Here is an 11,946-nt window from a genome sequence, read left to right as displayed (position 1 = left end):
GATATTTTGTCTATTGTCGTGCCCCGATGGCGCAATTCGGGCGGCGCATGTCAACCTCCGACGGGAAGTCGCGATAGTGATCCTCATCCTCGAGGCCAAACCTCTTTCCCTCGTCCACGATGCGCGAGGCGAGCGACGCTCCGCCGCGGTGCCCGAGGACCCGAAGCGCGTCCGGCACCCACGGCAGCACGATGGTCATCCGGTCACGCCGACGCGGTCAGGAAGAACGCGCCATCCATCGACACCGAGGGGCAGATAGATTGGCTCGAAGGCCCCGATGGCGATCACCAAGATCCAGGACATCTTGGCACTCTTGGTGAATGCGCAACAACGCCGCAATGCGACTGCCCCGATCGCGAAGCTGAGCACGAATTCGATCCGAAGAATGACATGCGCCGCCTCCACGTTCTGCTCCAGGGAAGTCCCGGTGAGCTCTGATGTCTCCGAGGGATCCGAAGGTGAGAATCCGTACCCGTCAGCCAGCTGCCAGGGCTGCGAGTCCGAACGCTTCGGTCAGGGTCGGATGCGGGTGGATGGCGGCGGCGAGCTGGTCGATGCGCAATCCGAGGCGGACCGCCAGCGCCGCCTCGCCCATCAGGTCCGCGGCCCCTTCGACCAGGGCATGCACGCCGATCACGCGTCGATCGGTCCGGTCGTAGACCACGCGCAGCCGGCCGAAGGCGTCCGCGCTGATCTGCGCGCGGGCGTCGATCTGGTAGTCGTATTCGGCGACAGCGACGTCGAGCCCTGCGGCACGCGCAGCCTCCTCGGTCAGGCCGGCCATCCCCAGTTCGGGGTACGAAAAGATCACCGCCGAGTTGTGTTCCGGGCGCGGGTACGGCGCGTCGTGACCCAGGATGTGCCGGGCCACGGCGAGCGCCTGCGCCGTGGCCCAGTGCGCGAACATCGGCTGCCCGACGAGGTCGCCAGTGGCGAAGATCCCGGGCTCGTTGCTCTCTAGAAGGGCATCGACTTTGACGCCGTGCTGGTCGAAGCGCACGGCGGTGTTCTCCAGCCCTAGCCCGGCGACGTTGGGTTGCCGGCCAGCGACGATCGCGACGGCGTCCGCAGCGACTTCCGCGTCTTTGCCGTCCCGGGTGTAACAGACGACATGCTGCTGTTGCCTGCGCTCAATGGCATTGACCGCTACTGCGGTCTGCAGTGCAATGCCGTCGGCAGCAAGGCGCTGCGCAAGCATCCCGGCCAGCACGACATCGACCGGCATGAGGATGCGTGGCATGCCTTCCAGCAGCGTGACCCGGCTGCCGAGCATCGCGAAAATCTGCGCCATTTCCACGCCGACCGGTCCGGCGCCAATCAGGGCCAGCGTCCCGGGGACGGCGCCGATCTCGATCAGTCCGGTCGAGTCGAGCACTCCGGGAAGGTCAGCGCCCGGAACGGGCGGGCGCACGGGCATCGATCCGGTCGCGAGAATCGCCCGGTCGAAGTGCACCTCGCGACTGCCATCATCGGCCTCGATGAGCGCCGAGCGCGGCCCCGTCAGGCGAGCACGGCCGAATACCACCTCAAGTGACGGCAACGCCCTGGCCTTCATCAGCGCGCCTTGCGCACGCTGGCTGAGAATGCGGTGGCGGCGCGCCTGCACGGCCGCCCAATCGATATCTGGCGCGGCGCCGCTGCCGCTCAAACGCAGGCCGAACTCCGCCGCACGCGCGATCTCGCGCCGCCGCGCGGCGGCCTCGCGGAAGATCTTGGACGGGATGCATCCCTCGAACAGACAGGTTCCACCCAACCCCTGGCCAGCTTCGACCAGAAGTACGCGCTTGCCCGCTTGCGCCAGCGCCAATGCAGCGGGCGTGCCGCCCGGGCCGCCGCCAATCACGAGGACATCGAGTTCGTTGTGCTTGTTCATGTGGTTCTCCATGTCTCGTCGAAACGCCTGTCGACAGATGCTTGTTCAGGCGGTTGGGCCCGTGTCACTGGTGACATCCCCGCGCTCAATGCTGCCCCTCATCCGCGAGCTTCACCTCCACGGGGGCAAGCACTGGACCTGAGACACGGTGACTCAGGCCGAAGTAACGCGCAAAAAATTGAACCAAGCATTGGCGTCGCAAACCTGCCCGCTCACGAGGATGAAGAATAACGCGGATGCCGCAAGCACCCTTGCTTATCCTGAATCTTGTGCGGTGGCTGGCGAGACTGAACGGACGGCCAAAGCCGAAGGGTTCATCACCGATTTGGGAGATTCACTCACAGCCTGGAATGCAGGCTTGGACCATCCGCGTGGAGCTCAGCGCCTTCCAGTGTTTTTGGGCTTGAGCAGGACAGGCGCTTGCCTTGCATGCTCATGGCGTTCTCCGGATGCAAGCATCAGAGCCGATGCGTGCCGAGCATGATCTTGGTGTCGTTTAGAAACTCATAGTCGGGAACGATCATATTGGCCGGCGCGGGCATGTTTTTGAATACACGCGCTGCCATGTCGTAGCGCGAGCCGTGGCAGGGACATAGCCAACCCCCGAGCCAGTCATTCGGCAAACCCGGTTGTGGGCCAGGCGTAAATCGGCCAATAGGCGCGCAACCCAGATGGGTACAGATGTCGATGAAGACGAAATACTCGGGCTTGATCGAGCGCCAAGCATTCTGCGCCCACGTGGGTGTCGGGTATTGGGTATTGCGCGACAACGGGTCAGCGACCAGGTCCTGTGTGCGCTTGAGTGTGGCCAGCATTTGGGGTGTGCGACGCACGATCCAGATCGGTTGGCCGCGCCACAACAGCACGATATGGTGGCCGGGCTGTAATCGGCTGAGATCCACCGGGATCGGGCCGCCATTGACCTGAGCCTCGTTCGAAGGCTCCATCGACTCCAGGAAGGCCGTCGCAGTTGCTGCGGTGCCGACACAGGAAGCCACACCCGTGGCGATCATCCAAGTTCTGCGCGTTGCATCCATCATGCCCCTCCGATGCTGCCAGGAACACCAAGCGCTTCAACCCCAATGCATCAGGCGGGTGTGCACTGCCGCTCCGGGTGAATGGCGATTCGCACAACCACGTTTCTTGCCAAGCAAGAATAGGTCGTCAAGGCCATGTCAAGCACCGCATTTACCCCCAGTGCTCTGCCAAGTAGTCGAGGAACGCTTTGTTCCTCGGGAGCGAATCCTGCTCGGACGTGGATGCAAGGCGTGACGCCCGAGTGGGGGTCCGGCGCCGACGTGTTAAGGGCTTCCGCTTTTGATGAAGCGAAGGCGCAGCTTCGCATGCGCGCAGCGCGCCTACCATTGGCGCACGATGACAGTCGAATTTAAATCGTGCCTTGCGCCGGAGACCTTTGACATACTCGTCGTTGGCGGCGGCATCAACGGCGCAGGCATTGCCCGCGACCTCGCCGGGCGTGGACTGAAGGTCATGCTATGCGAGCGCGATGATCTTGCAGCGCACACGTCCTCAGCCTCTACCAAGCTGATTCATGGGGGCCTGCGCTACCTGGAGTATTCCGAATTCGGCTTGGTCCGCAAGTCGCTGCAAGAGCGCGAAGCGCTGCTGCGCAGCGCCCCACACATCATGGGCCCGCTGCGCATTGTGCTACCGCACGCTCCCGACATGCGCCCGGCCTGGATGCTTCGTGCGGGTCTGTTCCTTTACGACCATCTGGCGCGGCGCACATGGCTGCCGGGCTCCTGCGGAGTCGACCTGCGTACCCATCGCGCCGGGGCACCACTCAAGCTCAACTATGTGCGAGGGTTCAGCTACTCCGACGGTTGGGTGGACGATGCGCGACTGGTTACGCTGTGCGCCGTCGACGCCGCCGACCGCGGGGCCACCGTGCGCACCCACACAGCCTGCACCAGCGCCGTGCGCAGCGCCGAGGGCTGGCATGTCACTCTGCTCCAGGCCTCAGGGCAAACGCAGCACATCATCGCCCGCGCCTTGGTCAACGCAACAGGCCCATGGGCAGAACGCTTTCTCCAACGAGCAGTCCGCAATGCCGACGGCCGCCCGATGCACGCGCACATGTCGCTGCGCCTGGTGCGCGGCAGTCACATCGTGGTGCCTCAGTTGTTCACACACCCGGACGCTTACCTGCTCCAGGTTGACGCTCGCCGGGTCGTCTTCGCTATTCCCTACCAGCGCGCGTTCACCTTGATTGGTACCACCGAGGTGCAAGTGGCGGAGCCCAGTGGGGTGGAGATCTGTAGCGATGACGAAGTGGCCTACCTTTGCAAGGCCGTGAACCGCTATTTCCGCGCGGAGGTCAAACCTGAAGATGTGGTGTGGCGCTACGCGGGCGTGCGCCCCTTGCTGGAAGACTACGCCGGGGATGCTTCGGCAGTTACGCGCGACTACAGGCTTGAAGTGGTGACTGGCGGTGCGCCTCTGCTCACCGTCTGGGGCGGAAAGATCACCACTTTCCGCAAACTCTCCGAGCAAGCTGCGGATCAACTCTGCTTCGCCATTGGTGCGCCGGGAGCTGCCTGGACGCGTCATGCGTATCTTCCTGGGGGCGATCTGTCGGCCTGGATTCAGCCTGGGGAGCGTCCGGACATCGATTTCGCCAACTTCCTGCGAGCCGTGCAGCGGCACTATTCCTGGCTGCCCCAGCCACTTGCGGAGCGTTTGGCCAGAGCCTATGGCAGCCGTATCGACCGCGTCTTGATGACCGAGTCAGGTGAACGGGCCCAACAATTGGCCGATCTCGGCCCGTCTGTTGTGCCTGATCTCTACGCAGCGGAGATCGACTACCTTCGGCGGGAGGAATGGGCCTGCAGCGCGGATGACATCCTCTGGCGGCGAAGCAAAGTGGGGCTTCACACCAGCGAGCACCAACGCGATCAATTGCACGCGTGGCTGGGTCAGACACCGCTCGCGGCCAGGCGTGCGGTGTAGTCCCCTAGTTGTTTGGCGTATCAGCGGATCCAAGCGGTTGATCAGCGTCTTGGCATTCTGGATTGCTTCACCTGGTGTAGTGTTCCATTCTGTTTGGAACTTAAGCGACTGTTGGCGCGAATGACCTTCTGCAGGATGTCGGCGGCGCTCTTGGTCCAGATGAATGGCTTCGGTTTGATGTTGTGATGGGCGATGTACTCGTCGATGGCGGTGACCAACTCTGGCACGCTGGTGAATACGCCGCGGCGCAAGCGATTGACGGTGATGTCGCGGAAGAACCGTTCGACCATGTTCAACCACGACGCCGAGGTGGGCGTGAAGTGCATGTTGAACCGCGGGTGCTTGGCCAGCCACTCCTGCACGACGGGATGCTTGTGCGTGGCGTAGTTGTCGGCAATCAGATGCAGCGTCCTGTCCTTGGGCGTTTCGCGGTCGATCTGGCGCAGGAACTTCAGCCACTCGGCGTGGCGATGGCGCTGCTGGCACTGGGCGATGACTTGGCCGTCGAGCACGTTGAGCGCCGCGAACAGCGTCGTCGTGCCGTGGCGCTTGTCGTCGTGCGTCATCGTCTGAGCGCGCCCCTTCTTCAGCGGCAGACCCGGCTGCGTGCGATCCAACGCCTGGACCTGACTCTTCTCGTCGCAGCACAGCACCAGCGCGTGCTCGGGTGGGGACACGTACAGGCCCACGATGTCCTCGAGCTTCTCGACAAACTTCGGGTCGCGCGAGACCTTGAAGCCGCGCACGATATGAGGCTTGAGCCCGTGCGCCTGCCAATGCCGCATGACGGTGCTGGCGCTGACGCCCAGGACCTCGCCCATCTTGCGTGTGCTCCAGTGCGTGGCGGCCTCGGGCGTGGTTTGCGTGGTCAGTTCCACCAGCTTGGCCACGTCCACTTTCACCGGCGGCGCGCCGCGCGGCAGGTCGCGCTCAATGCCTCGCAGCCCCGACTCCACATACCGCTCGCGCCAGCGCGCGACCTGCACGCGTCCGATGCCAAGTTGCTCGGCGATGTCCTTGTTCTGCAGGCCCTGCGCAGCCAGCAACACGATGCGCGCACGCTGCACCAGCCTGACGCTGGTGCGCTTTGAGCGCGCGAGCCGGGTCAACTCGCTCTCCTGTTCATCCGTCAACACAATCATCGGGGCAACTCGCAATCGCTCTCTCCAATGCAAACCGAAGTACAGCATTGGAGACTGGTACTGCACGTAAGTTCCATTAAGAATCAAACACTACACTAGCAGCCCGTGCTCGAAGCGGTTGCCGTTCCTGTCGAAAGCCGATGTGTCGAGCGTGATCGCGCGAATCCGTCTTGCTGCGATGGCGCGCTTAATTTCCTCTTCAGACCACTCCACTTCCGCTCCCTCTTTACTTGCCGTATCGGGGAGTATCTTGCATTAGGCGCCCCCACGCCTGCAGGCTTCGCCAGTGGTACGCGCAGATGCTCACGCGATCGTTGATATCGGCGACCGCTGCCGGCAGCACTGCGGTCGCCGACGCGGGCCGCTCCCACCGTCTCTTTTAGCCGAGCATGCGACGTTGGTCGGGCGAAGACTGGACATCGGCCAAAACGGGCGTTGGCCCCTGCTTGTGGCAACGAGAGCCATGGTGTGCTCACCGGCCACCAGCCACGAGTGGCCATGGCGAATCCGTACCCGAGCACGGCACCCGCCGCCGGCCCGATGACCCAGCCGCGCACCACCCCGAGCATGACCTTGTTGTCGATGGTCTGCCGGCCCCGCGCGAAGCCGGTGCCGGCCATGGCGCCGATCAACGCCTGGTTCATGGACGTGAAGTAGCCGAACACCACCGCTGTTAGCACGACGAGGGCTTGCACCAACTGGGCCGCCGTCGCCATGGCAAGGTCCATCTTGACCATGTCGAAAGCCACTCGCTCGAGCAGCGGCCGCCCCCAGGTCAGCACACCGATGGCCAGACCGAGCCCGCCGATCAGGCCGGCCAGCAACGGTCCGCACAGCCCGACGGAGAGAAACACCGCGGTTGCATTGGAGACATCGTTCGCGCCCATGGCCAGCGACGCGACGCCGCCGACGACGACCAGGGCTCGGCCGACATGCGCGGCCGCACCCTGGGAGCCGGCCAGCATCGGAATCGCGTCGAACAGCTTGGTGAAGGCATAGCCCAGGACGAAGGCCACGGGCGGGGCGAGGACCCACAGCACGACCAGGTGCGCGATGGTGTCCCAACGGATACGCAGGTGCAGCGCGGCTCCAGCGCCGACGATGCAGAACACGAGGATCTGGATGGTCGACGACGGAATCCGGCGCTGCGTGAACAGCGTGGTCAGCACGAACGCGGCGGCCAGCACGGCGATGGCCGCAGGCGTGCCCAGCCGGCCCCCCGTCGCGGTTTGCGCATGTATGCACCCCGTCTGCGCCTGGATCCGGATTCCACGCACACGTTGACCCCGGTCTGGCACATCGAGCTCGCCTTCCGGGTGGTGGCAGGTGGCCGCCTCATCTACCCGCGACTGCGCATCCCCTACTACGACCCCCGCCTCGGTGCGCCAAGGCTGGCAGTGGCCGACTGGGGACAGTTGCGCGCGCACGACCCGCGGCCCCTGCGCATCCTCGAGGCGGTCGGGCTGGTCGGCGCGCTGGTGCTGCTGGCGGCGCTGGCGCGCGTCTGTGTGGGGGCCATCGGAGTCTGGCTTTGCCGGAGACGCTGGCAGCGCATCGCGCAGCGCGGCGACTCCCGTGCGCTGCTGCGCGCATGGCGACACGACCTGGCGCGTGGCGCGCCGGAGGCGCAAACCCTGCGCGGCTGGGCGCGCTCGCTGCGCTGCGGTTCACAGCCCTTGTTGCATCAGGAGCTCGAGGCCCTGATCCGCGCCGAGGAGCAACGCCGGTATGCCCCCGTCGCGCCGAGCGCGCAGGTCAGCCCAGGCCCGGGCAAGGTCAAGCTTGCCGACGAGGTCGGGTAGCCTGGCGCTACCACGTCCACTGGTAGGCCACGTACGAGGTGAGTTGGTCCGTCTGGGCCACGTGGCTCAAGCCTCGCCCGAGCGAGAACAGCAGGTGGTCATGCTCGTCGAAGTTGTACTGGCCGCCGAGGTTGAAGCCCATGTACTGGGGGATGCCGACCGCCTGTTCTCCGTTGTGGTAGAGCTCGGCTCCCAGCGTCAGGTGATCGTTCAGATCGTGCTGCACCACCCAACCGAAGAACCAGTGGTTGCGCATTCCCGCGGCTCGGTTGATCCAGTATCCACCGCCGCCATAGCTTTGCCACGAGCCCCAATTCTTCTGCAGCCACAGCGGCAGGAAAAACTGCGTGGCGCCGTTGCCCAGCCCCCTGCTCGCGTCGCCGGCCGGGACCTCGACCAACGGAAACACCGCGGCTTCCGGAAGTGCCGACGTCTCGTGCAGGAAGCGATATTTCATGCCCAACTCGACGTCTCCGGGCCCGCTTTGCATCGAACCGCCTGCAGGCACGTTGAACGCGTTGGGTAGCAGTACGTGCACCATCGCGTCGGTCGCGAACCCGTAATTGAATTCGAAGTGCGGCAAGGTCCCGCTTCGCCCGTCCTGTGTTTTTACCTGCTGCGAGGCAATGTAGAACTCATGATGACCAAAGTCGACAGGTTCCGGGTCGTCGGTGATAAAGGGTGGTCCGGCCAGCGCGGGCCGGAGCGCCGCCAACAGGCCGGCAAGGAGCAGCGTTGATGTACGCCTCATAGTGATCTTGATGACAGGGGGAGAAGCGCGGGCGAGGCAGCGGGTTTGTTCAAGCTGCCTCGCGGCCAAATTACTTGCTGAACTTCATGTCGCTGAACCACGGATCCGAAGGACGCTGGATCACGATGTACGGAAAGCCGGCGGCAGCATGACACGACGTGCAAGCTTCGGAAACCTTGTCGTAGGCCGCAACGAAGTCGGCCTTGTTCTTGGCGGCGATCGCCTTGTCGACGAGCTTGAACGGCTCCTCGGTCATGCTCTTGATCATCGGGCCGACGGGCTTGCCCTTGAAGCCCTTATGGAACTTGCCTGCGCCTTCGAGCGATTCCTGCAACTCGTCGAGCTCATACGCCGCAAGTTCCCAGTTTCCAGCGTTGCCGGCGAACCAGAGCTTGGCGTGACGTCCCTGAATCGGGCCGAGCATCATCGCGCCGAGGCCGGGCACGTAGGGACCCGGGCCGACCATCGGCGTCTTGGCCGATGCCGTTGCCGGCGCGACAAGCAGAGCGGCGGCGAGAGCGGCTGCGGCCGCACCGCCAAGCGTGGCGGCCAAAACCGAGCGGGATGCGAGTTTCATGGCAATTCCTTTGTTGTGAACACGTTTGAACCATGGAGGGCGTAGCGCGCAAGCCTGCCGCCCATGGCGATCGGCAGGTGGCGATTCGGAGAATTCAGTAACCCAGTGCATGCAAGCTGATCCCCAGCAGCAGCAAGGTCGTACCCAGGCACAGCATCAACAGGCTCATGGCGATGCCAACGGCCAGTGAGATTGCGCTGCCCAGCCGTAGCGCGGCCAATGAGACCCACGCAATCGCGAGCACCACCGCGGTCGAAAGCATGATCCCGGACAGGCAACCCAGCGGACGGTAGAAGGTCAGATAGGCGCGAATGCCGGGCAACGTCTCGGCGAGCAGCCCGAGCGCGCCGAAAGCCAGGCCAGCCAATCCCGCGGCCAGTGTCGGCGGCAGCAATCCTGCAGCGCCCGGAGATCGGTCTGCTGGTTCGGGCATTTCCCGGTCTGTCTTCATCAGATCCCTCCGCGTTGCCGAGCTGCCAATGCGAGAGGTGAAGCAGGCTTGTGCTCATTTCGGCGTTTGCATAAAGTCCACGCCTGACAATCTAGGATCGCTGCTCTAACGTGACCCTTGCGCAACCATTACAATGCCGCAAGGTTCAGGTCATCGGCATGCGGCATTCCGCCCAGACGGAGCAGGACCGGTGAGAGTATTGATCGTCGAAGACCAGGCAACGACGCGGCATTACCTGAAACTCGGCCTCGAGCAGGCGGGCTTCCGTGTCGATGCGGCGGCCGACGGCGCCGAAGGCCTGCAGCTCGCGCTTGACGAGCACTACGACGTCATCGTGCTTGACGTCATGCTTCCTCTGCTCGATGGATGGCAGGTGCTGCGCCAACTGCGCGGCGCTGGGCGCGACGTGCCAGTACTGTTCCTCACCGCGCGTGAGGCGATCGACGACCGCGTCAAGGGACTGGAACTCGGTGCCGACGACTACCTCGTCAAACCCTTCGCATTTACCGAGCTGCTTGCGCGGCTGCGTGCGCGGTTGCGGCGCGACCAGCCGACGCAGATCGTCGACCACCTGAACGTCGCCGAACTGCATCTCGACGTGCTGCGCCGGCGTGCGACTCGCGCCGGTCGGCGCATCGAGTTGACGCCGAAGGAGTTCGCGTTGCTCGAACTGCTGATGCGACGCCGCGGCGAAGTGATCCCGCGGCTGCAGATTGCCTCGGAGATCTGGGACATCAACTTCGACAGCGGAACCAACGTGGTCGACGTCGCAGTTAGCCGGCTGCGCAGCAAGGTCGACGACGGATTCGACGTGAAGCTGATCAGGACGGTGCGCGGCGTCGGCTACGTGCTCGACGTGCCCGAAGCATGAAGCGGCCGCTTTCGCTGACCACGAGAATCAGCCTGCTGTTCGCAACCGCAGGCGCTGTCGCGCTGCTGATCGCTGGGGTAGTGTTCGAGCGTGCGGGCAATTACAGGTTTCGCGACCACGACCGCGAGGAGCTTCAGGGCAAGCTCGATCTCACGCGCGAGATCCTGAGAAGCTCGCCAAACCTGGCCGATTCCGGCGCGCTCGATCGGCGCTTCCGCGACATGGCGTTCGGCCATCCAGGAATGGCCATGGTGCTCACCGTCGCCGGGCACATCGTCTACGCCGCCGGAGGCCAGCGCGTGCTGGCGCATTTGGAGGTGGCAAGCGACGAGGGACAGGGCGCACCGGTGACGTGGAGCGACGATGAACACAGTTATCGAATCGCGCGCGCACGGTACTTGAAGCTGGGCACCGGAGTTCCGGACGCGACCGTCGCGATCGCGCTCGACATCACCGAGGACCAGACTTTCCTTCAGGATTTTCGGGAGTTCCTTTGGTTCGGCATCCTGCAGGTTGCGCTTGGCCTAGGCTGGCTTTCGTGGCTGATCACGCGCCGCGGCCTGGCGCCGCTGGAGCGCCTGTCCGCGCAGGTCGCGCTGATTTCGGCCAAAGCCCTCGATCAGCCGATGCCCAGCGGCAACGTCCCGCGCGAGCTTGAGTCGCTGGTCGACGCGTTCAACACCATGCTTTTGCGGTTGCACGAAGCCTTCGCCCGCTTGAGCGAGTTTTCCGACGACATCGCGCACGAACTTCGCACACCGGTCAACAATCTGCTGCTGCAGACCCAGGTCACGCTCGACGGGCATAGCGACCTCGACGCCTATCGGTCTGCGCTGCAAGCCAATGAAGCCGAGTGCCAGCGGCTCGCGCACATGATCTCCGACATGTTGTTCATCGCGAAGGCTGACAATCGACAACTTGCGCTACGTCTTGAGCCGCTGCGCCTTGGCGACGAAGTCGACGGGCTGCTCGATTTCTACGAAAACCTGGCCTCGGCACGAGACATCACGCTCGATAGGAGCGGCGACGCGCGCGTGATCGCGGATCGAATGCTGATCCGCCGTGCGCTGTCGAATCTCCTGTCGAACGCCATCCGATACACCGATGAAGGAGGAACCGTTCGCGTAGCTCTCGAAGCGACGAGCGACGGCGCGATGTGCATCAAGGTGGTCAATCCAGGTCCCGAGATTCCGATCGCGGCGCGGGAGCGCGTTTTCGAGAGGTTGTACCGCGTCGAGCGCGCGCGGTCGGAGCTCGACGCCGAAGGGCGCGGCCTCGGTCTGGCGATCGTCAAGGCAATTGCCGAGTTGCACGGCGGCAGCGTGGGCGTGACTTGCGCGGACGGGTATACATCGTTCGAAATTCGTCTACCCAGCGGAGAGTGAAGGACAATAACCTGCTCGTGCTCGTGCCGCTCCGTCAGGTGCCGCCAGATTGCCGATTCCCATCAGCGCCGAAGCACTCATCAGAGGCGGAGTCACCGGATCACCGATGAGCGCCGCAAGCAGT

The 11,946-nt window shown here is 64.2% G+C and carries 12 protein-coding genes; 4 read left to right on the top strand and 8 right to left on the bottom strand.

All coding sequences use genetic code 11. The features are described 5' to 3' along the window. Positions 1-10 precede the first annotated feature (10 nt). From CD04_RS0118955 to petA, 3 genes are all read right to left on the bottom strand, one after another. Entirely contained in the window at positions 11-199 is a 189-nt protein-coding gene (locus CD04_RS0118955) for a hypothetical protein (protein ID WP_031409642.1), read from the bottom strand. Between the two features lie 276 nt (positions 200-475). Continuing rightward, entirely contained in the window at positions 476-1,873 is a 1,398-nt protein-coding gene (locus CD04_RS0118945; protein ID WP_197033170.1) for an NAD(P)/FAD-dependent oxidoreductase, read from the bottom strand. A gap of 458 nt (positions 1,874-2,331) precedes the next feature. Beyond that, positions 2,332-2,910: a ubiquinol-cytochrome c reductase iron-sulfur subunit gene (gene petA / locus CD04_RS0118940; RefSeq protein WP_031409636.1), complete on the bottom strand. Its 579-nt coding sequence runs from the start codon at positions 2,908-2,910 to the stop codon at positions 2,332-2,334. A 337-nt stretch (positions 2,911-3,247) separates the two neighbouring features. On the opposite strand from petA, the gene glpD reads away from it, so the two are divergent. Continuing rightward, on the top strand, positions 3,248-4,843 hold the full coding sequence (gene glpD / locus CD04_RS0118935) for a glycerol-3-phosphate dehydrogenase (protein WP_051849524.1): 1,596 nt from the start codon (positions 3,248-3,250) through the stop codon (positions 4,841-4,843). 41 nt (positions 4,844-4,884) lie between these two features. On the opposite strand, the gene CD04_RS0118930 is transcribed toward glpD, so the two are convergent. Together CD04_RS0118930 and CD04_RS23405 are read right to left on the bottom strand one after the other, a co-directional pair. Then, the gene (locus CD04_RS0118930) at positions 4,885-5,985 is read right to left on the bottom strand and encodes an IS630 family transposase (RefSeq protein WP_156030371.1); all 1,101 of its coding nucleotides are present in this window, start codon (positions 5,983-5,985) and stop codon (positions 4,885-4,887) included. 95 nt (positions 5,986-6,080) lie between these two features. Further along, the gene (locus CD04_RS23405; RefSeq protein WP_255333800.1) at positions 6,081-7,262 is read right to left on the bottom strand and encodes an inorganic phosphate transporter; all 1,182 of its coding nucleotides are present in this window, start codon (positions 7,260-7,262) and stop codon (positions 6,081-6,083) included. Between CD04_RS23405 and CD04_RS23400 the strand changes: the two genes are divergently transcribed. After that, positions 7,221-7,787 carry a hypothetical protein gene (locus tag CD04_RS23400; RefSeq protein WP_231480695.1) on the top strand — a complete coding sequence of 189 codons (567 nt, stop codon included), beginning with the start codon at positions 7,221-7,223 and terminating at the stop codon, positions 7,785-7,787. The genes CD04_RS23405 and CD04_RS23400 overlap by 42 nt on opposite strands. A 7-nt stretch (positions 7,788-7,794) precedes the next feature. On the opposite strand, the gene CD04_RS0118915 is transcribed toward CD04_RS23400, so the two are convergent. The 3 genes from CD04_RS0118915 to CD04_RS0118905 form a co-directional block, all read right to left on the bottom strand. Next, positions 7,795-8,538 carry a hypothetical protein gene (locus tag CD04_RS0118915; protein ID WP_031409627.1) on the bottom strand — a complete coding sequence of 248 codons (744 nt, stop codon included), beginning with the start codon at positions 8,536-8,538 and terminating at the stop codon, positions 7,795-7,797. Positions 8,539-8,608: 70 nt separating this feature from the next. Continuing rightward, positions 8,609-9,091, bottom strand: a complete 483-nt coding sequence (locus CD04_RS0118910; RefSeq protein ID WP_197033167.1) for a hypothetical protein — start codon at positions 9,089-9,091, stop codon at positions 8,609-8,611. 118 nt (positions 9,092-9,209) lie between these two features. Then, positions 9,210-9,566 (bottom strand): hypothetical protein, encoded by a 357-nt coding sequence (locus tag CD04_RS0118905; protein WP_031409623.1) that lies wholly within the window; start codon positions 9,564-9,566, stop codon positions 9,210-9,212. Between the two features lie 190 nt (positions 9,567-9,756). On the opposite strand from CD04_RS0118905, the gene CD04_RS0118900 reads away from it, so the two are divergent. Together CD04_RS0118900 and CD04_RS0118895 are read left to right on the top strand one after the other, a co-directional pair. Next, positions 9,757-10,437 carry a heavy metal response regulator transcription factor gene (locus CD04_RS0118900; RefSeq protein ID WP_031409621.1) on the top strand — a complete coding sequence of 227 codons (681 nt, stop codon included), beginning with the start codon at positions 9,757-9,759 and terminating at the stop codon, positions 10,435-10,437. Then, positions 10,434-11,822 (top strand): heavy metal sensor histidine kinase, encoded by a 1,389-nt coding sequence (locus CD04_RS0118895; RefSeq protein WP_031409619.1) that lies wholly within the window; start codon positions 10,434-10,436, stop codon positions 11,820-11,822. The genes CD04_RS0118900 and CD04_RS0118895 overlap by 4 nt, the downstream gene beginning before the upstream one ends. Positions 11,823-11,946: the final 124 nt, after the last annotated feature.

It is taken from the genome of Thiomonas sp. FB-Cd (genome assembly GCF_000733775.1).
Classification (GTDB): Bacteria; Pseudomonadota; Gammaproteobacteria; order Burkholderiales; family Burkholderiaceae_C; genus Thiomonas_A.
Note: the sequence above shows the minus strand (reverse complement) of the source record. Positions and strands in the feature narration are given on the sequence as shown.